This is a genomic window from Desulfovibrio sp. 6_1_46AFAA (assembly GCF_000224635.1).
Taxonomy (GTDB): domain Bacteria; phylum Desulfobacterota; class Desulfovibrionia; order Desulfovibrionales; family Desulfovibrionaceae; genus Desulfovibrio; species Desulfovibrio fairfieldensis.
Map to the genome: position 1 here is coordinate 386,677 of NZ_JH114301.1, position 22,293 is coordinate 408,969.

Consider the following 22,293-nt stretch of genomic DNA (forward strand, 5'->3'; position numbering starts at 1 on the left):
TTCCGGGGCCTCTTTCGTTCTGAAGTTGCGTGACAAAACGGCCTGAAAATGGCCTTCCGCTCTCAAACCTTTGTGACGGCGCTTGCGGGGCCTCGGAACAGCGGTAGGCCCGCGTCAGTCAAGGAAAAGTCAAACATCCGCCAAGCCGGATCGGCCTTCCTCTTCATTCTCATCTTGGCTGACCCCTTGCAACTCTTCAACGGAGTGTATCATGATATGGCGCACTCCGCTTTTATTATTGCCGACCATTGAAATAGTTGTTATGCATTAGTAAATATTTTATTATGCGGATTACAACACTATGTTTGTGGGGAAAATTATGCAGAGTCTGCGCCGCTTGGTCTGCGTATGGGCGGTCATGTGCGTGCTGTTGTCCGGCCTTGCTGTGGCTGCCGTTGCCGCCGGGCCGTATCACGGCAATGTGCAGAGCCGGATTTACCATAACAGTTCCTGCCGTTACTACTTCTGTAAACGGTGCACGGCGGTGTTTGCGACAGCCCGGGCCGCGCGGGCTGCCGGATACCGGCCCTGCAGAGTTTGCGGCGGCTGATTGGGCGGATTTTCCAGCAAGCCCCGGCGTTCCGAACGATGCGGCAGTGAACCGCGTCTGTGGTCGTGGGCTTTTTCTTCTCCGTGAAACCGTTCCGGCGGCGTTGACAACAGGAGCGCCTTCAAGCAACCTGCCTGAATGGCAAAGAAAATCCCATGCCGCGCGCAAGCGGGCATGCCGGATCACGGCAGCGGCCGGAGTCAGTCCCCCGGGCCCGGGCCGCTTCACTCGCACCGCAACCCTGGAGGAAAGTCCGCATGGATATGAAAACTCTGCGCCGACAGGCGCGAGAACGCATGAACGGGGCCTGCCGCGTCTGTCCCCAATGCGACGGCAAGGCCTGTGCCGGTGAACTGCCGGGCATGGGCGGCATCCGCACTGGCGCTTCGTTCCGCGCCAATGTAAGCGCCCTGGAAAAAATCTGTCTGAAAATGCGGCTGATTCATGAGGTGCGCGCTCCGGAAACCGCCTGCGAGGTATTGGGGCTCTCCTTGAGCATGCCGGTGCTGATTGCTCCGCTGGCGGGCACGACCTTCAATATGGGCAATGGGCTGCCCGAGGAGCGCTTTGCCCAGGTGGTCACGGAAGGAGCCCGTTCCGCCGGGACCATTTCCTGTACCGGCGACGGCACGTCCGAAGTGTTCGGCAGCGGGCTGAATGCCGTTCAGGCTGCCGAAGGCTGGGGTATCCCTGTTATCAAACCCTGGGTCGGAGAGGCCTTTTTCGAGCGCCTGGAGCGTGCGGCCCAGGCCGGTTGCCGCGTGGTGGGCATGGACATCGACACCGCCGCCATTACCGCCCTGGCCAAGAGCAAGCGCCCGGTATCGCCCAAAAGCCGCGCGGAACTGAGCGCCATTGTGGAAAAGGCCCATGCCCTGGGCTTGAAATTTCTGCTCAAGGGCGTGCTCAGCGTTGAAGACGCCCTGGCCGCCGAGAAATGCGGCTGCGACGCCATCGTGGTTTCCAATCACGGCGGCCGCGCTTTTGAGGCCGTGCCGGGCACGGCCGCCGCGTTGCCCGCCATCGCCCAAAGCGTGCGCCGGATGACAGTGCTTGTTGACGGCGGCGTGCGCGCCGGAGCGGATGTGCTCAAGATGCTGGCCCTGGGTGCGGCGGCCGTGCTGATCGGACGCCCTGCAATCATCGCGGCCATGGGCGGCGAGGAGGAGGGAGTCCGGATGTTGCTGACCCGGATGCAGCGCCAGCTTGAGGAAAGCATGCTGCTCACGGGCTGCGCCTCGGTTCGGGAGGCCGGGCCGCATCTGCTGGCCTGAGCCAGGAAAGCCCTCAACAGAGAAAAAGGAAGGCGGCGGCATCGTCATGATGCCGCCGCCGTTTTATGTACAGCCGAAAAACGGGTGTGTTACTTGTTGATGCAGGCCTTGATGGCGTTGATCAGGCGGTCGATGGGCTCCTCGCGCGCACCCTCGCCCATGACGCCCACGCGGATGACCTTGCCGGCCAGATCGCCGAGGCCGCCGGCCACTTCGATCTTGTGCTCCTTGCGCAGGCAGGCGCGCAGGGTGTTGGCGTCCACACCGGCGGGCGGCAGGAAGAGGTTGATCTGCGGGGCCCCGCCTTCCTTGACGTAGGGCGTGAAGCCGAGCTTGGCCAAGCCGTCGGTCAGGCGCTGATGCATGGCCACATGGCGCGCGAAGGAGGCGTCCAGGCCTTCGGTCAGCAGATTGTCCAGGGCCTGATGCATGGCATAGTACATGTTGATGGGCGCGGTGTGGTGATAGACGCGGGGCGAACCTTCCCAGTACTTGCGGATCAGGGAAACGTCCATGTACCAGTTGGGCACCTTGGTCTTGCGTTTGGCAATGGTTTCCATGGCCGCGTCGGAGAAGGAGGCGGGAGCCAGTCCGGGAGGCACGGAGAGGCATTTCTGCGAGCCGCTGTAGAAGGCGTCGATGCCCCATTCGTCCACGCGCATGTCCACGCCGCCCAGACCGGCCACGCTGTCCACCAGATAGAGGGTGTCGCTGTTCTTGACCAGTTCGCCGATGGCGGCGATGGGGTTGTTGATGCCGGTGGAGGTCTCGGCATGCACGGCGGCCAGAATCTTGTAATGCTTCTTGTCCAGCCGGGCCTTGACGGCGGCCGGGTCAATGGGCTGGCCCCAGGGGCACTCCACCACGTCCACCTGCGCGCCCAGGCGCGTAGCCACTTCCACCATACGCGAGCAGAACACGCCGTTGTTGACGATCAGCACGTCGTCGCCACGTTCCACCAGGTTGACGAAGGTGGCTTCCATGCCGGCGGAACCGGTGCCGGAAATGGGGAAGGTCACGGCATTCTTGGTTTTGCACACGGCGCGCAGCTGATCCTGCATGGCGTCCATGACTTTGATGCAGTCGGGATCAAGATGACCCAGCGTGGGGATGCTCATGGCCTTGAGCACATTGGGGGCGACCGGGCTGGGGCCGGGGGCCATCAGCAGAACGTGATCCAATTCTCCGAAAACTGTGGTCATTTCAAGCTCCTGGTTTATGGGTGGCGTGCACCGGATGTTCAAAATCCCCATCCAAATACTGTAGCAATACTTATAGAGGCGCAATAAAAATTCTATAACGCTGTATGGATCCAAAGAAAATCACGGAACAGCATCAAACCGTGTCCAGCGCGCGGATAGGTGGCGCGCTGTGCCCTTCCGGCGTATTCAGAAACGCGTTTCGGGCTCTGACCGGATTTTGTTTCGATCCTGCGTTGCAGTGTCCGGCCGACGTGACCCGGGGCATTACTTTGTTGGCGTTGACATTCATTGAATGCACAATCTGGAACTATCTGCCTGTAACAACCGGAATTTTTGTTTTACTGTGATTTTTTTCACATTTGTCTGGATAAAAAACAGCGCGGGCAACACTGTGATGCGCAAAGTACCCTATGGCAAAAACAAGCACTTGTCCAGTCCGGGAAAAAGCAGGCCCGATTCAGACTACAGTCGCTTCATGTCCGAAAGGACGGCGCAAACGGCGTCCTTTCAGCGGAATCATTCCGCAGCGTCCCTGACCAGATGCAGCCGGGGAACCTGCTGCGGGGCCAGCGGCGCGCCTGCGGTTTTGTCGCGTACCAAGCGCGTGAAGTCGCTGAGTTCAAAGCGGGCTTCGCCCACCACGGGCGGCGCGCTGACCCGTGCGGCCACCGGCGCATGTCGGCGCGGATCGGCCGACGCTTCCGGTTCGTTCTGAGCGGCGCTCCGAGCGTCCGGAGACCGGGCAGGACTGACCGCGTCCTTCCGCAACGCCGGAGCGGCGGCAAGGGGCGAGTATTCTCCGTCAAAAGGCGCGTGCAACGCCTCCAGCGGCTGGGCGTAAAACCGCACCCGCACTTCCCGCTTGTCCCCCCGGCCCCAGAGTTCCAGAAACAAGACGCCCGCCGGGGGAATGTCATTGGGGGGATAGCTTTCGGCCTGCCAGTTGACGCCCAGAAGGCCGCCCAAATTGGCAATATTGGTGTCGTGCCCCACAAACACCACCAGGGAGGCCGCGTTGAGGCGCTGGTCATAATGCGCGCCCGTCAGGGCGGCGGTCATTTCCGTGAGCAGGGACGAGCCGCGCGCCCAGGCCACCAGGGGCGTGCGGTTGACCACGTCGAAAATGCGGCTGTGCACGGGCAGCACCTGGCTCAAGGTCTTGCCGTCCACCTGGCCCCAACCGGCGTCGCTGCCGGGCCATTGCCCGTACTCCAGCAGAAAGATCTCCGCCAGGCTGGAGGCAATGCCCAGGCCCCCGACAAGGGCCACACTACGGCCTTCCGGCGAGACGCTCACAGCATTGGGGAGATCGGAAAGACGGCATTGCGGCGACAGGCCGAAACGGCTGCACAGCTCGGGCGAAGGCGGCGCGCTCAGCTGGTCGATGAGGGCCAGCGGACCGGCGAAATCCTCCTGCAGCTGCTCCAGGCCGCCGTCAGTCGTATTCAGAACGTCCGTGGCCGTGGCTGCGGGATCAAAGGCGAACAGGCCGGCCTTGACCGGATGGAAAAGGGGATCGGGCCCGGCGTCGGCCACGGCATAGCCCTGCGCGCAGTCCGGACCCAGGCCGTCAAGCAGCGCCCGTGCCGTGGCCCTGGTGCGCTGGTCCGTGTCGGCGCGCACGAAAACCGCGCCCGGTGGAGGGCAGAGCGCATCCGGCAGCAGGCCGTGATTGAGCAGCACGCCGCGCAGATCCGCCCACATGGCGGTGACCAGCCGCGCACCGCGCGGCGTCAGGTGTCCGCGCTCCACCGGCCAGTGCGGCCAGAGGCGGGCGCTCCAGACGGACAGGGTTTTCATGTCCTGGGTGGGCGAACGCACGCCGTGCCTGGACAGGGCTACTATTTTGAGCAGCCGGGAGTCGCCGTCCGCAACGGCTTCGGCTGCCGGAGAACTGAAAAAAAAGGCGCAGGCCAAGGTGAAAAAAAAGAGATGCAGGGCGCGCATGCCGTTCCTCCTTACCGCGACTGCTGCACGCAGCATAGCCGTAAAGCACACGGGCGGCAACGGCATTTTGGCTGCCTTTGGAAAAGGCGGCCCTGTGGGCTTGAGATGTTCATGGAAAAAAGCTACGCTAATTGTTTAGAAAACGTATTTTTCGGGTGAGAAGCAGTGCTCAGCAGTTCCGAACAAATCAAACGCACCTACGCGATGGGTTTTCTGATCGGCGGAATTTTCCTCGTCTGCGGTCTGATTCTGTTGCGTCAGGTCAGTTTGCAGAATGAGCGGGAAAATGCGCTGTATCTGTATGATACCGTCAATCAGCTGCGCACCCTGTTTCAGCGCCAGATCGCGTTGGATTTCCAGACGTTGCGAGGCGTGGCCGTCAGCATCGGCCATGTGCCGGAAAAAGAAGTCCTTCCCGTCCTGAAGGAAGTCAACGACAATAACGCCTTTTTGCGCATGGGCTTGGCCAAGCCCGACGGCAGTGTGGACCTTGTGGACATCAGCGGGGACCTGCACCGGAATGTGAATCTGGCCGGCGAGCCTTTTTTCCAGAAGGCCCTCGCGGGCGAGGCCGCGCTTTCCGGGGTGCGCCGGAATCCCCTCGGCCCCGGCGCGGTGGTCTACTGCGCGGTGCCCGTACATGGTGAAAACGGGGTCAGCGGCGTGCTTGTGGCCGTCAATGCGGCGGATATCTTTCTGAATATTCTCGGCATTTCCCTGTTCGACAATCAGGGCGTGTCGTCGCTTGTTGACGGGAACGGCGCGTATGTTCTGAGGGCCTCTTCCGGCGGGGCCGTGATCGGCGGCCGGGAAGGGGATATTTTTCGCCTCGGCTCCCTGGAAGACACCAAGCGGGAACAGGTGCTGGAAAATTTGCGGGACCACCGGCGCGGCGTCTTTTTCTACATTGCGGACGGCAAGAAGTATTTCGCCGCGTACGAACCTCTGGACGCCAACAACTGGTTTTTGTTCTGCACCGTGCCCGCGGCGGCCCTGACGCTGGCCCCCAACGCGCTGCTGTTCAGCATCTGCGTGATCATCGGCCTGGCCCTGCTGCTTTCCTTCTTCCTGCTCTGGCGCGTCCGCGTCATCAGCAACAGATATCGCGGCGAGCTTGAGCGCCTGGCCTTTGTGGACCCCCTGACCGGGGTGCGTAACGCCAATCGGCTCAAAATGGACGCCTCATCCCTGGTGCGGCACAATCCGGATCAGGTTTTCGCCGTCTGGTACGCGGACATCAAGAATTTCAAGTTTTACAACGAGATGTTCGGCTATGAGATGGGCGACAGGGAGCTGGTGCGCATCGCCGGATTGCTGGCGGCCTGCGACGGCCCCTTGTCCCTCTGCTGCCGGGTCTCAGCGGACAAGTTCGCGGGCATCCGGCCCATGAGCGACCGGGAGGAGTTCTCCCAGGAATTCCAGCGTCTCTGCAAACGCATTGAAAACGATGCGGCCCGGCTTTCACGCGCCTTCCCCCTGGTGCTGCATGTGGGCGTCTACGGCACGGATACGGCCGGAAGCGGAGAGCTCTCTTTCATGGACATGCTCAACCGCGCCAATATCGCCCTGCGCGTGGCCAAGGAAGGACGTTCCGACACGTGTGTGTTCTACTCCGAGGACATGCGCGGCCTGGCCCTGCGCCAGCTGGATATTGAGAGCCGGATGGAGAACGCCCTGCGCGGGAGTCAGTTCAAGCTCTATTTCCAACCCAAGGTGGACATCCAGAACGGCAATTGCGTCCACGGCGCGGAAGTGCTGGCGCGCTGGCTTGACGGCGACCGTCTGGTGCCGCCGTGCGACTTCATTCCGCTCTTCGAGCGCAACGGCTTCATCGTCCAGCTTGATCGTTATATGTTCTCCCAGGCCTGCGCCTGGCTGCAGCAGCGTATCAGAAGCGGCAAGGAGCCGCTGAACATCGCGGTGAATGTTTCGCGCCTGAGCATCATGCAGGACGATTTCCTCCAGTATTACAGTAACATCAAAGAGCGCTACGCTATTCCCGACGACCTGCTGGAGCTGGAGTGCACGGAATCCCTGGCCCTGTTCGACGAACGCTTCCGGGAGCTGGTGCTGGAATTGCAGAAACGCGGCTTCCGTTGCTCTCTGGATGATTTCGGCGCGGGTTTTTCCTCGCTCAATGTGCTCAAGGAGCTGCCCATTGACGTGCTCAAGCTGGATATGCTGTTTTTGCGCAAAAGCCAGGATCTCAAGCGCGAGCGCATCGTGGTTTCCAATGTCATTGCCATGGCGCAGCAACTGAGCATCCGTACCGTGGCCGAAGGGGTGGAGAGCGCCGAACAGGTGGAATTTTTGCGGGCCAAAGGCTGCAACCTGGTGCAGGGCTATGTCTTTGCCCGGCCCATGCCCGAAGCGGACTTCGAAGCCCTGCTGGACAGCCTGGGCGACCGGGCCATGCCCTTGGCTCAGAACTAGGCTCAGCCCTTATTAAAACGCCGTCCGCGAAAAGCTGAATTTTTTCGGACAGCAAGGCGCAAAGAAAAAACTGGGCGAAGCTGTATTGAACATACCGCGAGGTCAATTTCTTTTTTGCAACGCCGCTGTACGGAAAAAGGCGGCTTTGCAGCAGGCGCTCTAATGAGGGCTGTGCCTAAGTACGCGGCGAACAACACGGGCCGCGCCGCCACGGCCGTGCCGTGCGGCGGGCCGCAAACAGCGACAGGTAACAACAGTAATGCCTATAGCCATTCCGCGCTTTGACGCCGGGGATACCGTCATTGTCCCCGACGTGCGCATCAGCGACGCGTCCGCGCTGGAAATCCGTTGCGCCCGGGTGGGAGACGTGCACGGCATGTCGGCCCTGATCAACCAGTATGCCTCCTCCAACGTCATGTTGGCGCGGGGGCCGCAATATCTGTACCAGCATATCCAGGACTATATGGTGGCAACGGCCCCGGCGTCGGACGACGGGCGGGAAACCGTGGTGGCCTGCGGTTCCCTGCACGTGCTCTGGGAGGATCTGGCGGAAATCCGCTCCATTGCCGTGCATCAGGCCTGCCAGAACCAGGGCCTGGGCAGGCGGCTGGTGGACGCGCTGGTGGAGCGTTGCCGCCGTCTGGGCATTCCCAGGGTCTTTGTGTTCACCCTGGCCGAATCTTTCTTCAGCAATTGCGGCTTCCAGGAATTTCAACGGGAAAGCCTGCCCCCTGTGGTCTGGGTGGAGTGCAGCAAGTGCCCGAAATTTTACCGATGTGACGAAATCGGCATGATCCGCACGCTTTGACGGTCACGGGCGCCCGGCGCGCCGGGGACGCTTTGTTCGCATGCCGCCGGGGGCTCTGCCCCCGCTTTCGTTTTTCACCCTAATTCCCACGCCCGTATGGGCCGGAGCAGAGCATGAACAGACTGGAGCAGAGGGATTTTCTGAAGGAAATCGACTTCACCCCGGAAGATCTGACCTATCTTCTGAATCTGGCGGCTGAACTCAAAGCGGCCAAAAAGGCCCGCCGCGAGCCCAAATTCATGCGGGACAAAAACATCGTGATCCTTTTTGAAAAGGATTCCACGCGTACCCGCTGCTCCTTTGAGGTGGCCGCCCATGATCAGGGCGCGCACGTCACCTATCTGGGGCCGTCCGGCTCGCAGATGGGCAAAAAGGAATCTCTGGCCGACACGGCCCGCGTGCTGTCACGTTTTTTTGACGGCATCGAATACCGGGGCTATGAGCAGAGCCGCGTGGAAGCTCTGGCCGAATACGCCTCCGTGCCGGTCTGGAACGGCCTGACCAATGAATGGCACCCCACCCAGTTGCTGGCCGACATGCTGACCATGCGCGAATGCTGCCCCAAGCCCCTTACCCGGCAGAGCCTGGCATATCTGGGCGACGCCCGTTACAATATGGGCAATTCCCTGATGATCGGCTCGGCCATGCTGGGCGTGGATTTCCGTTCCGTGGCCCCCAAGGGGCTCTGGACCTCGGACGAGGTTTTTGAAATGGCGCAGCATATCGCCCGGAGCACCGGGGCCAGAATCACGCGTACCGAAAGCGTGGAAGAGGGCGTCAAAGGCTGCGATTTCCTTTATACCGACGTCTGGGTCTCCATGGGGGAGCCCGACGAGGTCTGGAAAGAGCGCATCAAGCTGCTCATCCCCTACCGCGTGGACATGGCCGTCATGGACAAGACGGGCAATCCGGACTGCAAATTTCTGCATTGCCTGCCGGCTTTCCACAATCGCGAGACCACGGTGGGCGAGGACATCTACCGGCGTTTCGGCATTGAATGCATGGAAGTGGACGACGCCGTTTTTGAATCCCCCCGTAATCTGGCCTTTGAAGAGGCGGAAAACCGGATGCATACCATCAAGGCCGTGATGGTGGCCACGCTGGCTGAAGAGCCGTTGTCCTTCGAGAAAGAATAAGGCCGGGCGCGAGCCCGGCGCGGCGGCGAGGCGATCTTGCCACCTGAAACAAAGTGTTGCGTGGTGTATGGTACTGGAGCAACGGGGTATGGGATGGATCTGAGCTGGATGCTGGAAGAGTATGACGGCATAGTCTATGTCAGCGACATGGACAGCCATGAGCTGCTCTATATGAATAAGGCCGGTTGCGAGCTCTTTCATGTGGATGAAAATGCGCTGTCCCGTCGTCCGCTCTGCTATGAGGTTCTGCAGGGCCGGGATGCGCCCTGCCCCTTTTGTACCAACACGTATCTGAATGAATCCGGTTTTTATGAGTGGGAATTTTACAATCCGTGCCTCCAGCGAACCTTGCTGTTGAAAGACAGGAAGGTCCGCTGGAACGGTCGGAACGCCCGCATCGAGTTCGCCACGGACGTCTCCGGCTACCGGCGGGCCATTGCCGGGCATGAGCGTCAGCGGGATTCGATTCTGCAAAGCCTGCCCGGCGGCATTGCCAGGGTGGATGCCAGGGACGGGCGGACGGTTCTCTGGTATGGGGCCCGTTTTCTGGAAATGATCGGCTATACGGCTGAAGAGTTCGCGCAGGATTTGCACAGCAAGTGCCTGTACGTGCATCCGGACGATCTGGCCAGGGTCACGGCGTTGATGGGCAGGCTGCAGGAAAGCGGCGGGACGGATATTACGGAAATGCGCATCGTGACGCGCGGGGGCGAGGTGCGCACCCTGACCACAACCTTTAGCTATCAGGACGCGGCTTCCAGCCCGGACGGCATTCCTTCCTTTTACAGCGTGGGCATCGACATCTCGGAGATCAGGGCCCGCCAGGAGCTCCAGCAGAAAGCCCTGGAAGATGCCTGCCGCGCCGCCCGAGCGGCCGACCGGGCCAAGACGGACTTTCTTTCCCAGATGTCCCATGACATCCGCACGCCCCTGAACGCCATTCTCGGCATGGCCGATATCGCCGGAACCCGGCTGGACGATCCGCGCGGTGCCGGAGAATGTTTGAAAAAAATTCAGGCCTCCGGCAGGCACTTGCTCAACCTGATCAATGAAGTGCTGGACATGTCCAAGATCGAGAGCGGCCAGATGCGCCTTGCGGCGGAGGATATGGAGCTGGCCGAACTTGTGCGCAACGTGCTGGATGTCTGCGGCTCCCTGTTGAAGGAGAAAGGGCATGTTCTTACAGTGCGGGCAAATGTTGCGCATGAACGGGTACGTGGGGACTCCGGCCGCCTGCAGCAACTGTTCACCAATCTGTTGTCCAATGCCGCGAAATATACACCGGCGGGCGGCAGCATTGCCTTCAGCATCGACGAGCTTCCTTCGCTCAATACCGACGTGGGCCTGTTTGAATGCGTCATCGCGGACAACGGCATCGGCATGTCCGAGGATTTCGTCAAACATCTTTTCGAGCCCTTCAAAAGGGCGGACGATCCCCGTATCTGCAAAATACAGGGCACGGGCCTGGGCCTGGTCATCAGCCGAAGCATTGTGCGCCTGATGGGCGGCGGCATCAAGGTGGAAAGCAGGCCGGAAGAAGGCAGCCGCTTCATTGTCTCGTTGCCGTTGCGCCTGGCAGAGGAGAATGCCGCGGCGGCCGGGACGGCCTGTGAACAGGCCGTGCTGGTGCTGGTCGGGGATCAGGAGGAAAATCTGCGCGCCTGCCGCCTGCTGGAGGATCTGGGCCTGCGGGCCATGCCCGCTCACAGCGCCGTTGAAGCCCGCGAGCAAATCAGCGCCGCGCGGACACGCTCTGAGCATGTTGCCGCCGCGCTTCTGGACCAATGCCTGGCGGACGGGGACGAGGCGGCCTCGCCCCAAGCTCTCCGCGCGCTTTGCGGGGAACAGCCGTTGCGCGTCATCCTTGTCCGTGAGGCCCTGTACACGGACGGCGATTCCCTGCGCGACGGCGTGGACGCTTTCCTCGACAGGCCGTTGTTCCGTTCCACACTGCGCCGCACTCTCCTGCCCGGCGCCGCGGAGCTGCCCGAAAGCGCGCTGTCAGCGCCGAATGTGGACCTGGCGGACAAGCGCATCCTGCTGGCGGAAGATAACGAGATCAATCGGGAAATCGTGGTCGGCCTGCTTGAAATGAAGGGAGCCTCGGTGGATGCGGCGGAGGACGGCCGGCGTGCGCTGGAGATGTTCTGCGCTTCGGCGCCGGACACCTATGATCTGATTTTGATGGACATTCAGATGCCCCGGCTCAACGGCTATGAGGCCGCCGCGGCCATCCGCGCCCGGGACCGGGCCGACGCGCGCCGGGTTCCCATTCTCGCCCTGACGGCCGACGCTTTTCCGGAAGACGCGCTGCTGGCCCGGAGATACGGCATGAATGAGCACATTTCCAAACCCGTGGCCGCGGAGCAGCTCTACCAGGCCGTGAGGCGCTGGCTTCTCTAGAGGGGGGCGCCATGCGTGTCTCTTCTGTCAGCTCTGCGTTGAAATTTGCCCTTTATTCCGGTTGAGTACCGGAAGAGTACACTTCCTCCGCGCGTCAATCGTCATGCGAGGAATGAGCATTACGGATGCTTCAAGCGTTGTGACGCAGGAGCTTTATCCGTGCAGCTCCTTTGTCGCCTATGGCTAAGGCAAGGCCTTCGGTCAACGGCTGCCGCAAAGGCAGCAGCGCCAACAGGCTCTTTCTCCTTGATATAATACGAAAATCCATCTCGGGACGCACCCTCTTTGCCAATAATGGGAACGGGGGCCGTCCGGCAACAGCTTTCGTTCTGACTGTAAGGATTGTGAAGAGGCGCGCCCAGCTTGAGCTGGGCGCGCCTCGGCGTGTTGACGTTGTCTACGCGACCAAAAATCAGGAACAGGTCGTGGCCGCGCCCACCCCCTGTCGGTTCCATCAGCCCGGAAAGTGTCCTCATGGGGAGAATGTGATTTTCATCTCAAATTCATCGCTTGCTCAATGAGCAAAAGTCCGGAAGCAGCATTGACGCAACTCGTCTGCACTGATAGGAATAAAAAAGTTATTCGCTTTATGACGTGTAAGGAGGACACATTTTTCCCTTTTGTGTTACGATGCGTTATCGGTGAAGTTTTTCACAACTCACGTCCGGTGAGGTGGATATGCTCGATATTCTTGTTTTTTGCTGTGTGGTCTTGCCGTTTATCATCGGCATAGTGTTGTACTATGTCCGCAGCGGCGCAATCCGAAAACTGCTGGTGCCCGCGGCCGTGACCGTCATGGCGCTTGCGGCGGTGGGGCTGGGAGCCCATGGCGCGTTCCATCTGGAGGCGCATGAACTCTTCGGCCTGCCCCTGGACAATGTGCTGACCCTGCTCGACTTCATCCTGCTGCTCTACATCCTGGCCCTGGGCTGGAAGTTGGGCAGCCGCCTGGTCATGGGCATGACCGCCCTGCAGCTGGTAGGCCTGATCTACCTCAAGGCCGTGCTCATGGACCACGGCGCGCCGGTTACCGCCTTCGCGCCCGACGGCCTGTCCCTGATCATGGTGATCATCATCTCCGTGGTGGGCGGGCTGATCACCATTTACGGCCTGGGTTACATGGATATCCACGAAGAGCATCTGCATCTGCGCACCTCGCGGCAGCCGCGCTTTTTCGCCATCATTTTCTGCTTCCTGGGGGCCATGAACGGTCTGGTGCTCTGCAACAACCTCTCCTGGATGTTCTTTTTCTGGGAGATGACCACGCTCTGTTCCTTCTGGCTCATCGGCCACGACCGCACCAAGGAGGCCGAGGCCAACGCCTACCGGGCCTTGTGGATGAACGTGCTGGGCGGCCTGGCCTTTGTGTCGGCCATGCTTTTCATTCAGAAGAGCCTGGGCACGCTTTCCACGGAACTGGTGCTGCAGAAGATGGTGGCTCTGGACGTGAAGAGCACGGCCATGCTGCTGCCCTTTGCCTTCCTCTGCCTGGCGGCCTTCACCAAGTCGGCCCAAGTGCCCTTTGAGAGCTGGTTGTGCGGGGCCATGGTCGCGCCCACGCCGGTGTCGGCCCTGCTGCACTCGGCCACCATGGTCAAGGCGGGCACCTATCTGCTGCTGCGTATGGCTCCGGCCTTCGCCGGCACCACCATGTCCACCATCGTGGCCCTGTTCGGGGCGTTCACCTTTGTGGGTACCTGCATGCTGGCGGTCAGCCAGAGCAACGCCAAGAAAATCCTGGCCTATTCCACCATATCCAATCTGGGCCTGATCATCGCCTGCGTGGGCATCAACACCCCGGCCTCCATGGTCGCGGCCACCATGATCATCATTTACCATTCGGTGTCCAAGGGCCTGTTGTTCATGTGCGTGGGCGCCATTGAGCAGCGCATCGGCTCGCGCGACATCGAGGACATGCGCGGCCTGTACAGCGTCATGCCGCGCACGGCCATCATCACGGCCATCGGCATTTTTACCATGATGTTGCCGCCCTTCGGCATGCTCATCGGCAAGTGGATGGCCATTGAGGCCATTGCCAGGGCCACCCAGGCCATGACTCCGATCATTTTCTTCATCGCCCTGGGCTCGGCCTTCACTGTGCTGTTCTGGGCGCGCTGGGCCGGCATCCTGGTTTCCTCAGCCAACCTGCACGAGCACCCCGCCAAGGGCAATCCGCGCGCGTCGGTCTTTTTCGCCCTTTGCGCGCTCTGCGGCCTGGCGCTGCTCTTTTCCTTCATCTCGCCTCTGGTGCTGAAGACCTTCGTGGCTCCCTCGGTCACCGGCCTGTACGCCCGCCTTAACCTCCAGGGCTTCATCCCCGGCGCGGGCATTACCGGCGCGGAAGGCATGGCCTGGCTCTATCTGCTCTTCATTTTGCTGGCAGGTGGCGCATGGCTGGCCTGGCGGGCGGCCAAGAAGGTGCCTGAAGACGCGCACAGCCTGCCGTACTTCTCCGGTCTGGCGGAGGAACGCAACGGCGAAGTGGGCTTCAGGGGGCCCATGAACGTCTTTGAACCGGCCCGCGCCGCCAACTACTATCTGGCCCAGTACGTGGGCGAGGGCAAGATTACCCGCGCCATCGACATTATTTCCACGGCCTTTCTGATCGTCTTGGTAGGAGGTCTGCTGTGATGCTCACCATCTTCGGCGCCATCGGCGGATTGATACTGGCCCCCTTTGCGGGCGGCCTGCTCAGCGGGGTGGACCGCCGCATCACGGCGCGTCTGCAGTCGCGCCAGGGACCGCCGCTGCTCCAGCCCTTTTACGACGTGCTCAAACTGTTCGGCAAACAAGCCAGGGTGACCAACGCCTGGCTGGTATTCAGCGCCTACATCTATCTGCTTTCCTCGGCGCTGGCCCTGTTCATCTTCTTTATGGGCGGGGATCTGCTGCTGCTCTTTTTCGTGCTCACCGTGGGTGCGGTCTTTCAGGTGGTGGGCGCCATCTGCGTGCCCTCGCCCTACAGTCAGGTGGGCGCGCAGCGCGAACTGCTGCTGATGCTGGCCTACGAACCCATTCTGATCATGGTCTTCGTGGGCTTTGCCATGTGCACGGGTTCGTTCATGCTTTCGGATGTCTTCAAGCTGGATTCGCCCCTGCTGCTGAAAATGCCCCTGCTGTTCCTGGCGCTGGGGTATGCCCTGACCATCAAGCTGCGCAAATCGCCCTTTGACCTTTCCGCCGGTCACCACGGCCATCAGGAACTGGTGCGCGGCGTGCAGACCGAATACTCCGGTCCCTTCCTGGCCCTGATTGAAATCGGCCACTGGCTGGACCTGGTGCTGATTCTCGGGCTCTGCGCCGTGTTCTGGCACACCAGCGTCATCGGCATGGCCATCCTGGTGGCCGCCTCGCTGTTTACGGAAATCCTCATCGACAACATTACCGCCCGCCTGACCTGGCAGTGGATGGTGCAGAAGCAATCGCTGCTGGTGGGCATGGGGCTCGCGCTGGTGAACCTTTTGTGGCTCTACGTGGCCTAAGGAGGCCGGACTATGGGATTCCTCGATGCAATGATCAAACGGAGCCGACTCAAGTCGCCGTGGATCATCCATTTTGACTGCGGCTCCTGCAACGGCTGCGATATCGAAGTGCTGGCCTGCCTGACGCCCATGTACGACGTGGAGCGTTTCGGCGTGGTCAATACCGGCAACCCCAAGCACGCCGACGTGCTGCTGGTCACCGGCACGGTCAACCACCGCAACCGGCATGTGCTCAAGCAGATCTACGACCAGATGCCCGAACCCAAGGCCGTGGTTTCCATCGGCGCGTGCAATCTCTCCGGCGGGGTCTTCAAGGACAGCTACAACATCCTCAACGGCGCGTACAACGTGATTCCCGTGGATGTTTTTGTGCCCGGCTGCCCGCCCAAGCCCGAGGCCATCATCGACGGAGTGGTCACGGCCCTGGACGTGCTCAAGGCCAAGATGGGCCTGGGCCCCGCGCCCGAGCCCATGCTGATGCCCGGCGACGCCGACGACGGAACGCCTGCCGGTGCCGTGGGAGACAACGGCGGACAAGAGCCGGATACTGCGGCGCACATGAACAACGCGGGTTGAGCCCGGTAAAGGACAAAAGCCATGTTTTTCGAAGCCACGCCCGTCACGCCTGAAACGCTGCTCACCGAGGTGCGGCGTCTGGCGGACGCCAAATACCGTTTTGTGACCATGTCGCAGACCGTGCTCGACGAGCATACCCTGCGCCTTTACTATCACTTTGACGAAAATCTGACCATGACGGATCTGCGCCGTAACTCCGAGCTCTGCCACTGGTCGCCCAGCGACGCCAAGGGTATGCGCCACCTGTGTATGGATGTGGACAAGGACCAGCTCATTCCCAGCATCTCCTCGGTCTATTTCTGCGCGGTGCTCATTGAAAACGAGACCCAGGATCAGTTCGGGGTGCGCTTTGAGGGCCTGCCTCTGGACTATGAGGGCGGCATGTATCTGGAAGGCGAAGTCACGCGCGGTCCTTACTTCACCATGACCACGGTGAAGCGCCCGGCCGGGGCCAAAACGCCCGCGCCCGCCCCTGAGGGCGGCGAAGCCGCCAAAGGAGAGCAAGCATGAGCAACCGCACCACCGTCATTCCCTTCGGGCCGCAGCATCCGGTGCTGCCGGAGCCGTTGCACATCAAATTCGTGGTGGAGGACGAAACCGTGGTGCAGGCCGTGCCGCAGCTCGGTTTTGTGCACCGCGGCCTGGAAAGTTTGGTCCGCAACAAGGATTTCAATCAGATGGTCTTTGTGGTGGAGCGCATCTGCGGCATCTGCTCCTGCATCCACGCCAACTGTTACTGCAATGCCATTGAGGACATGCTGGGCGTCACGGCCCCGCCGCGCGCCCAGTTCCTGCGGGTGGTCTGGTCCGAGCTGCACCGTATCCATTCCCATCTGCTCTGGCTGGGTCTGTTCGCGGACGCCTTCGGTTTTGAAAGCGTATTCCAGCAGTTCTGGCGCATCCGCGAGCATGTCATGGACATCTGCGAAGCCACGGCGGGCAATCGCGTGATCCTGTCGGTCAATGTGGTGGGCGGCGTGCGTCGCGACCTCAGTCCGGACCAGATCCGCTGGATGCTGGAGCAGCTCGACGCGTTGGAGCAGGGCATGCGTGAGCTGACCAGCACCATGCTCAACGATTACACCGTGCAGGAACGCACGCGCGGCATCGGCCTGCTGAGCAAGGACGACGCTCGCCTGCTGGGCGCGGCCGGGCCCACCCTGCGCGGCAGCGGCTGGGAAATCGACGAGCGCATGCACGGCTACGCGGCCTACAACGACCTCAACTTCATCCCCGTGGTGGAGCAGGACGGCGACTGCTATGCCCGTTCCAAGGTGCGCTTTTACGAAGTGCTGCACTCCATCGACCTGATCCGCGAAGCCCTGAACCGTCTGCCCGACAGCGAGCTGACCGTCAAGCTGCCCGGCAACCCGGACGGCGAATCCATCTTCCGGGTGGAGCAGCCGCGCGGTGAGCTCTTCTACTACGTGCGGGCCAACGGCACCAAGATGCTGGAGCGCATGCGCGTGCGCACGCCCACCTTTGCCAACATCCCGGCCCTGCTGCACATGCTGCCCGGCTGCAAACTGCCCGACGTGCCGGTGATCGTGCTGAGCATTGACCCGTGCATTTCCTGCACAGAGAGGTAGCCCATGTATATGCTCAAAAACGTACTGCGCAATTTGTCCGGCAAGCCCGCCACGCGGCTGTACCCGCTGGAGGAGCGCGAGCCCTTCCCGGCCTACCGGGGCGTCATCCACAATGACGTGCAGGCCTGCATTTTCTGCTCCACCTGCGCCCGGGTCTGCCCCACCGGCGCGATTACTGTGGATGCCAAGGCCGGGCGCTGGGAATATGACCCCTTCCTCTGTGTGTACTGCTCGGCCTGCGTGGAAAAATGCCCCACCAAATGCCTGAAGCAGGAGTCCATCCACCGCAAGCCCTCGGTGCGCAAGTTCCACGTGCTGCGCACCGGCACGCCGCGCGTCAAAAAGGCCAGGGCCGATGCGGCCAAAGCCCGGACGGACACTGTGCCCGCGGCGGCGGCCAAGACGGAGGAGGGGACTGATTAGCGAAGCTTCTTTTTCGTTACCAGAAGGAAATAAAAATGCGGACTCGCAAGAGGGTCCGCATTTTTATTTTTTCCTGTTATTCCAGACGCCTGAGTAAATACACTGCCCGTTGTGGTCGGCTCAGGGTAAAACAAGTGGACTTAATCATTGCAAAACAATTTCTGAAAGCTATGCAACTGATCTCTGATGCATCAAATTGATTTCCCCTATGACGAAAACTTATTTCGGATATTTAAGTATCCGATTCCGTATGGATACATTTGTATCTGAAGGAAGCCAAGATTTTCGTGTATCTTGAAGCATGAAACGTTATCCAAATTTGGCGGAAGTTATAGCTAATACACTTGAATCATTAAGAAATGAAAAGGAGATGAGCAAATCATCTTTGGCGGATTTTGCGAACATCGAAAGATGCTATCTGAGAGACATAGAAAAGGGGAATAGAAAGCCGACTGTAAACACAATATTTTGTCTGTGCGAGGCTCTGCAAGCAGATCCGATCGACTTTTTCAAGAGGGTGGTTGGAGAGATTGAGCGGCTAAGAAAATAAAAAGGCCCCTCAATATCTATTGAGAGGCTATAATCTTATTTTTTGGAGCCTGTTAAATAGGAGATTGCCCTCCTGGCCGCCGGAGGCGTCGCCGAACCCGGAGAGCGCCGGATCGCTTTACTGCGAAGTGGCGCTGTTCAGCATATCGTCCAGCCAGCGAGACATGCGCGCGGTCTGCTCCAGATACCAGAGTGAGGAAATCACCGTGGCAAGAGTGCCGCCGTCGGGATCGTACATGGCGGAGGAGCCGTTTTTGCGCAGATTTTCCCAGGCTTCAAGCGCGTCATTGAGGGCCTTGGCCCGTTCTTCGGAGAGAATCGGAACAAGGCGGGCGCGCTGTTCGGCCATATGCTTCTCCAGGCGTTCCACCTCGGCGTTCATGCAGTCCTGCATGGGCACGGTGATGCCCGCCGCCGCATCCATGCAGACACGGAAGTCCCGGCTGAGCAGGCGGTCCACTTCGGCGGCGTTTTCCGCGTCACCCGCGACATCCTGCCCGGCATCCGGGGCGGCGTCATCGGAAGGCTCCACGGCGTCCGGCGCGGCGGGAATAGTCGCGCGCGGACTTTCGGCGGCCGTTGTCGCCGGAGGCGATTGCGCGGAACCGGCGGCTGCCGCCGACGCTGACCCGGCAAGCGCCGGGAGCAATGCAACTACAGCCAGCAGCAGGAGAGCCTGAAGGGCGGATGCCGCACAATGTTTCAGCATGGACAACTCCTTTGCGCGCGGCCGCGGCCGCAATTTTTGCTGACATTCAGCCTAGCCGAGACAAGGAACGGGCGCAAGTGATGCCGGATTTCGATAACGGCGCGGTTCGACCCGACTCCGCGCCGGGCATGGTTTCCGGCTTCAGCCATGACGGTCGGGCGGGGTCGGCGGAAATCAGTCAGCGCCCGGCGCGAGACAGCGCCCTCGGGTCAGCGGTATTCACGGCCGGACCAGAGCACGCGGCCGATAACCCGGAACTGATCCGCGCAGTCGCCGCGCAGATCCAGGCTCAGAGGCGGATAGGCCGGATTGACGCTGTGCAGGATGATCTTGCCGGGCAGTTTGTCGATGCGCTTGATGTAGATGGCGTCTTCAAAACCTACGGCATAGAGACGGCCCGGGCTGATTTCCGTCTGGCCCCGGTCCAGCAATACCAGATCGTTATCGAAGATTTCCGGCACCATGCTGTCGCCGGACACCCGCATCAGGACCATGCGCCGGGGATTGCCCTTGCGGCGCAGAAAGTCGCTGCGGAAGGCATAGCCGCCCTCGTTGCTGTTACTGCTGACTTCCAGACTGCCGGTACCGGCGGACAAACGGGCCTCGGCCAGCGGCACGGTGATCAGCTCGGTGTCGCAATCCTCCTGCATGCTGGGCAGTTCGCCTTCCGCTGCTTCGGGCAGGCGCATGGGACCGCTGCCGAAAAAAAGCCAGTGGGCGTTGACGCCTGTTTGCGCGGCGCAGGTCTGAATCCAGGCCGGGGGCACTTCACCGCGTTTGCGCGCGCCGCTGACGGATTGGGGCGTGATGCCCAGGGCGCGGGCCAATTCAGCTTCGCTGGCGGCGTCAAGAGCCCGCATCAGCCGGGCCAGAGTCTGGGAAAAGGAGATTGTATCGGACATGGCAAACCTCGTCATCCTGCGGCAGAACGGGACTGCGCAAAAAGTTGCGCTTGTTCTTTTTATATTAATGTAGGTAAATTTTAGATTGAAGACTATCAATTTTTATTATGGCTGGCAAGGCCTTTACTTCATTAAAAATTGATTCAATGCCTGTCGGCCGCACGCCGGATCAGGTGTGTCTAATTTTTCAAATTAGACACATAAAATCCGTAGGGTTTTGCGGCGGCGTAGCCGCAGGGAGCCGGCGAAAGTTGGGAGCATGACTCTGCTCGAAATTTTTGCAATCAGACAGTAGGGAACAGACGGGGGCGGGGCCATTGACCGGGCGGCATCCCTCGGGTTATCCAGGCCCACGTGGTGGAGATGACGGTCGGCACGGACCGTATCCGCGCGTCTTTTTACAACCTTTTCCCCATGATGAGGAGCCGCCATGCAACTCTGTGAAAAATGCGACGGCACCGGCAGAATTTCCTGCGGAGCCTGTTGGAACGGCCAGCGCAAGCCTGTGTGTCCCGAATGCACCGGCAAGGGCGTGATCCGGACGGAGTACGGCGATCTGCCCTGTCCCCGCTGCCGGGGCAACGGCAAGGTCACGCCCGTGAGTTGTCCGCACTGCGGCAACAGCACCCCCTGTCCGGTCTGCAGGGGCAGCGGCGCGGTGTAAGCTCACCCCCTTGCATTTCAAACAAAAGGCCCCGGAACGCCTTGCGCGTTTCGGAGCCTTTTGCCTCAAGCCTCGGCAGATAGAGCAAAGTGACTTTGAAAAGTTACTTTGCTCTGGCCGTTTCCGGGGTCTGCCCTGCGGGATAGGGTGCCCGGATCCTTGTATTGAAATATGTACTCACGAGATTTTTTTCGAGGTCTCGCCCAATATTTTCGCCAGGCGCATCCTGGCGCCCATCAAAAATCGGCTCTGGGACTTCCCGCGCAAGAATTTCGTGCCGGACTGGTATCTGGCGGCCGTGGCCGAGCACGGCCTGATCGTGGATGCCATTGAAACCCGGTCGCGGGAAAAGCTCATGCACGCGATCAAGGAACTGCACTGGGATTTCCACTACAACGAGCGGTATATCCGCAAGGTCTACAGTCTGGAATAGAGCAATTCACGGACCATAACGCCGAAAGGCCCCCTGAACTTCGCGTTCAGGGGGCCTTTCCGTCATATGCCGTGAAATTATGCCGCCTGTCCCGCCGGGGGGTCTCCCCGGTGGCGCAGTCTGCGGATCAGCCGAAGCGTGAGGTTGGAGAGCAGCACGCAGGCGCAGGCGATGACCGTGTCAATGAGCCGCCAGCGCAGCAAGGGCATGTCCCCGCCCATCTGGAACATGGAAATGTCGATGAGCAGCAGCACCGCGCAGGTGATGGCAAAGCTGAACAGCACGTAATGGCCCTTGGCATAGGGCATGCCAAAGGCCGCCAGCCCTATGGCCACGGCGATATGCAGGGGGGCGGTCACAGTGTAGAGGATCACGGCGGAAACCAGCACGCCCGCCAGAGTGCCCAGGGTTCGCGCCCAGATCCGGAACAGCTCCGTGGCGCCGTCGCTGTGCATGACGAAGAGCACGGTCAGGCCCACCCAGGCCGGGTCGCTGAAGGAGAAATATCGCGCCGCCAGGGTGGAGAACAGCACCGTCACGGGCACGGCCACGCCGAACAGGCGGCCGTTGGTGGCCCCGTGCAGAAAGGCTTTGAACTCCTCCAGCGGGGTGGTGGCGTCGTCGGCTTCAAAGAGCATGCTCACCAGGCTGAGGCAGATGCCCAGCGCAATGCCGCCGAGAAAAGCCAGGGCCATGGGCAGGGTGGCGGAAAAGCCGAAAGAGGTCAGCAATACGGAAGACGCCACGTATTTGACCATCAGGCCCAGATAGGCCTGATCCGGTCTGGGCAGGGCCGCCAGCCAGCTGAGCAGGAAAAGCAGAACCAGCACAAGGTCGTGTCGGCCTTGCAGGGCAATGCCCAGGGCGGCGGCCAGCACCACCAGCAGGCCCCCGATGCTGATGCCCACCACGCGGGCCAGGGCTCCGTGCCGGGGCGCGATGAGCAAGGCGAACATGGCGCCGAACGAGGCGGCGGAGACCAGGGAAAAAGCCTGAAATGCCACTCCCAGGACCACGGGCGTGGTCAGGGCCACAGCGAAAAGCAGGCCGTTGCCCACCTTGGCGGCATTTTTTTTGAACCGGGACGTGAAACTCATATATCCTCCGGCTGCGGGCGGTTCGCCGTCCGCAACGTCTCGTCTGGTTTGAAGCGATGCTCTGAAAGATGTGGCATCAAAGCGGATTCGCCCTGGTCCAGACCTACAATGCCGGG

20 protein-coding genes are annotated in these 22,293 nt (G+C 60.9%); 15 read left to right on the forward strand and 5 right to left on the reverse strand.

The genetic code is table 11. From position 1 onward, the window contains the following. The first annotated feature begins 358 nt into the window (after nt 1-358). Both HMPREF1022_RS19160 and HMPREF1022_RS05200 read left to right on the forward strand, forming a co-directional pair. Complete coding sequence (locus HMPREF1022_RS19160; protein ID WP_232221566.1) at nt 359-550, forward strand: sunset domain-containing protein; 192 nt, start codon at nt 359-361, stop codon at nt 548-550. 257 nt (nt 551-807) lie between these two features. Next, on the forward strand, nt 808-1,824 hold the full coding sequence (locus HMPREF1022_RS05200) for an alpha-hydroxy-acid oxidizing protein (RefSeq protein ID WP_009302209.1): 1,017 nt from the start codon (nt 808-810) through the stop codon (nt 1,822-1,824). Nucleotides 1,825-1,913: 89 nt separating this feature from the next. Here the strand turns inward: HMPREF1022_RS05200 and HMPREF1022_RS05205 are convergent, their stop codons facing one another. Continuing rightward, entirely contained in the window at nt 1,914-3,026 is a 1,113-nt protein-coding gene (locus HMPREF1022_RS05205) for a pyridoxal-phosphate-dependent aminotransferase family protein (protein WP_009302210.1), read from the reverse strand. Nucleotides 3,027-3,542: 516 nt separating this feature from the next. Further along, nucleotides 3,543-4,973: a histidine-type phosphatase gene (locus HMPREF1022_RS05210; RefSeq protein ID WP_009302211.1), complete on the reverse strand. Its 1,431-nt coding sequence runs from the start codon at nt 4,971-4,973 to the stop codon at nt 3,543-3,545. A gap of 165 nt (nt 4,974-5,138) precedes the next feature. On the opposite strand from HMPREF1022_RS05210, the gene HMPREF1022_RS05215 reads away from it, so the two are divergent. The 11 genes from HMPREF1022_RS05215 (at nt 5,139) to HMPREF1022_RS05265 (ending at nt 18,373) form a co-directional block, all read left to right on the forward strand. Beyond that, nucleotides 5,139-7,406: a bifunctional diguanylate cyclase/phosphodiesterase gene (locus tag HMPREF1022_RS05215; RefSeq protein WP_009302212.1), complete on the forward strand. Its 2,268-nt coding sequence runs from the start codon at nt 5,139-5,141 to the stop codon at nt 7,404-7,406. 259 nt (nt 7,407-7,665) lie between these two features. Beyond that, the gene (locus HMPREF1022_RS05220) at nt 7,666-8,214 is read left to right on the forward strand and encodes an N-acetyltransferase (protein WP_008685120.1); all 549 of its coding nucleotides are present in this window, start codon (nt 7,666-7,668) and stop codon (nt 8,212-8,214) included. A 113-nt stretch (nt 8,215-8,327) separates the two neighbouring features. Continuing rightward, nucleotides 8,328-9,350, forward strand: a complete 1,023-nt coding sequence (gene argF / locus HMPREF1022_RS05225; protein ID WP_008685119.1) for an ornithine carbamoyltransferase — start codon at nt 8,328-8,330, stop codon at nt 9,348-9,350. A 93-nt stretch (nt 9,351-9,443) separates the two neighbouring features. After that, on the forward strand, nt 9,444-11,753 hold the full coding sequence (locus HMPREF1022_RS05230) for a hybrid sensor histidine kinase/response regulator (RefSeq protein WP_035060669.1): 2,310 nt from the start codon (nt 9,444-9,446) through the stop codon (nt 11,751-11,753). 678 nt (nt 11,754-12,431) lie between these two features. After that, nucleotides 12,432-14,384: an NADH-quinone oxidoreductase subunit 5 family protein gene (locus HMPREF1022_RS05235; RefSeq protein WP_009302214.1), complete on the forward strand. Its 1,953-nt coding sequence runs from the start codon at nt 12,432-12,434 to the stop codon at nt 14,382-14,384. Then, on the forward strand, nt 14,384-15,235 hold the full coding sequence (locus HMPREF1022_RS05240; RefSeq protein WP_009302215.1) for a respiratory chain complex I subunit 1 family protein: 852 nt from the start codon (nt 14,384-14,386) through the stop codon (nt 15,233-15,235). The genes HMPREF1022_RS05235 and HMPREF1022_RS05240 overlap by 1 nt, the downstream gene beginning before the upstream one ends. A 12-nt stretch (nt 15,236-15,247) precedes the next feature. Continuing rightward, nucleotides 15,248-15,811 carry an NADH-quinone oxidoreductase subunit B family protein gene (locus HMPREF1022_RS05245; RefSeq protein WP_009302216.1) on the forward strand — a complete coding sequence of 188 codons (564 nt, stop codon included), beginning with the start codon at nt 15,248-15,250 and terminating at the stop codon, nt 15,809-15,811. Between the two features lie 21 nt (nt 15,812-15,832). After that, a complete protein-coding gene (locus tag HMPREF1022_RS05250; RefSeq protein ID WP_009302217.1) occupies nt 15,833-16,321 on the forward strand; it encodes an NADH-quinone oxidoreductase subunit C in 489 nt (162 codons plus the stop codon). Further along, a complete protein-coding gene (locus HMPREF1022_RS05255) occupies nt 16,318-17,400 on the forward strand; it encodes a hydrogenase large subunit (RefSeq protein WP_008685113.1) in 1,083 nt (360 codons plus the stop codon). Before HMPREF1022_RS05250 ends, HMPREF1022_RS05255 begins: the two co-directional genes overlap by 4 nt. Before the next feature lie 3 nt (nt 17,401-17,403). Further along, a complete protein-coding gene (locus HMPREF1022_RS05260) occupies nt 17,404-17,823 on the forward strand; it encodes a 4Fe-4S binding protein (RefSeq protein ID WP_008685112.1) in 420 nt (139 codons plus the stop codon). A 301-nt stretch (nt 17,824-18,124) separates the two neighbouring features. Further along, nucleotides 18,125-18,373, forward strand: coding sequence for a helix-turn-helix domain-containing protein (locus HMPREF1022_RS05265; protein WP_035060671.1), 249 nt, complete (start codon nt 18,125-18,127; stop codon nt 18,371-18,373). A gap of 117 nt (nt 18,374-18,490) precedes the next feature. Here HMPREF1022_RS05265 and HMPREF1022_RS05270 read toward each other — a convergent pair whose 3' ends face one another. Next, complete coding sequence (locus HMPREF1022_RS05270) at nt 18,491-19,081, reverse strand: lysozyme inhibitor LprI family protein (protein WP_009302218.1); 591 nt, start codon at nt 19,079-19,081, stop codon at nt 18,491-18,493. 209 nt (nt 19,082-19,290) lie between these two features. After that, a complete protein-coding gene (locus HMPREF1022_RS05275) occupies nt 19,291-19,983 on the reverse strand; it encodes a LexA family transcriptional regulator (protein ID WP_008685108.1) in 693 nt (230 codons plus the stop codon). A gap of 430 nt (nt 19,984-20,413) precedes the next feature. On the opposite strand from HMPREF1022_RS05275, the gene HMPREF1022_RS05280 reads away from it, so the two are divergent. Both HMPREF1022_RS05280 and HMPREF1022_RS05285 read left to right on the forward strand, forming a co-directional pair. Further along, nucleotides 20,414-20,647, forward strand: coding sequence for a molecular chaperone DnaJ (locus HMPREF1022_RS05280; RefSeq protein WP_009302219.1), 234 nt, complete (start codon nt 20,414-20,416; stop codon nt 20,645-20,647). Between the two features lie 10 nt (nt 20,648-20,657). Then, nucleotides 20,658-21,080, forward strand: a complete 423-nt coding sequence (locus tag HMPREF1022_RS05285; RefSeq protein WP_009302220.1) for an FCD domain-containing protein — start codon at nt 20,658-20,660, stop codon at nt 21,078-21,080. 77 nt (nt 21,081-21,157) lie between these two features. Here the strand turns inward: HMPREF1022_RS05285 and HMPREF1022_RS05290 are convergent, their stop codons facing one another. Next, a complete protein-coding gene (locus HMPREF1022_RS05290; protein ID WP_008685105.1) occupies nt 21,158-22,177 on the reverse strand; it encodes an FUSC family protein in 1,020 nt (339 codons plus the stop codon). Between the last annotated feature and the right edge of the window lie 116 nt (nt 22,178-22,293).

Excerpts from the sequence above, each read along its gene's own strand:
- HMPREF1022_RS19160 (WP_232221566.1), top strand. The coding sequence starts at position 359 with ATGTGCGTGCTGTTGTCCGGCCTTGCTGTGGCTGCCGTTGCCGCCGGG.
- HMPREF1022_RS05200 (WP_009302209.1), top strand. The coding sequence starts at position 808 with ATGGATATGAAAACTCTGCGCCGACAGGCGCGAGAACGCATGAACGGG.
- HMPREF1022_RS05205 (WP_009302210.1), bottom strand. The coding sequence starts at position 3,026 with ATGACCACAGTTTTCGGAGAATTGGATCACGTTCTGCTGATGGCCCCC.
- HMPREF1022_RS05210 (WP_009302211.1), bottom strand. The coding sequence starts at position 4,973 with ATGCGCGCCCTGCATCTCTTTTTTTTCACCTTGGCCTGCGCCTTTTTT.
- HMPREF1022_RS05220 (WP_008685120.1), top strand. The coding sequence starts at position 7,666 with ATGCCTATAGCCATTCCGCGCTTTGACGCCGGGGATACCGTCATTGTC.
- argF (WP_008685119.1), top strand. The coding sequence starts at position 8,328 with ATGAACAGACTGGAGCAGAGGGATTTTCTGAAGGAAATCGACTTCACC.
- HMPREF1022_RS05230 (WP_035060669.1), top strand. The coding sequence starts at position 9,444 with ATGGATCTGAGCTGGATGCTGGAAGAGTATGACGGCATAGTCTATGTC.
- HMPREF1022_RS05235 (WP_009302214.1), top strand. The coding sequence starts at position 12,432 with ATGCTCGATATTCTTGTTTTTTGCTGTGTGGTCTTGCCGTTTATCATC.
- HMPREF1022_RS05240 (WP_009302215.1), top strand. The coding sequence starts at position 14,384 with ATGCTCACCATCTTCGGCGCCATCGGCGGATTGATACTGGCCCCCTTT.
- HMPREF1022_RS05245 (WP_009302216.1), top strand. The coding sequence starts at position 15,248 with ATGGGATTCCTCGATGCAATGATCAAACGGAGCCGACTCAAGTCGCCG.
- HMPREF1022_RS05250 (WP_009302217.1), top strand. The coding sequence starts at position 15,833 with ATGTTTTTCGAAGCCACGCCCGTCACGCCTGAAACGCTGCTCACCGAG.
- HMPREF1022_RS05255 (WP_008685113.1), top strand. The coding sequence starts at position 16,318 with ATGAGCAACCGCACCACCGTCATTCCCTTCGGGCCGCAGCATCCGGTG.
- HMPREF1022_RS05260 (WP_008685112.1), top strand. The coding sequence starts at position 17,404 with ATGTATATGCTCAAAAACGTACTGCGCAATTTGTCCGGCAAGCCCGCC.
- HMPREF1022_RS05265 (WP_035060671.1), top strand. The coding sequence starts at position 18,125 with ATGAAACGTTATCCAAATTTGGCGGAAGTTATAGCTAATACACTTGAA.
- HMPREF1022_RS05270 (WP_009302218.1), bottom strand. The coding sequence starts at position 19,081 with ATGCTGAAACATTGTGCGGCATCCGCCCTTCAGGCTCTCCTGCTGCTG.
- HMPREF1022_RS05275 (WP_008685108.1), bottom strand. The coding sequence starts at position 19,983 with ATGTCCGATACAATCTCCTTTTCCCAGACTCTGGCCCGGCTGATGCGG.
- HMPREF1022_RS05280 (WP_009302219.1), top strand. The coding sequence starts at position 20,414 with ATGCAACTCTGTGAAAAATGCGACGGCACCGGCAGAATTTCCTGCGGA.
- HMPREF1022_RS05290 (WP_008685105.1), bottom strand. The coding sequence starts at position 22,177 with ATGAGTTTCACGTCCCGGTTCAAAAAAAATGCCGCCAAGGTGGGCAAC.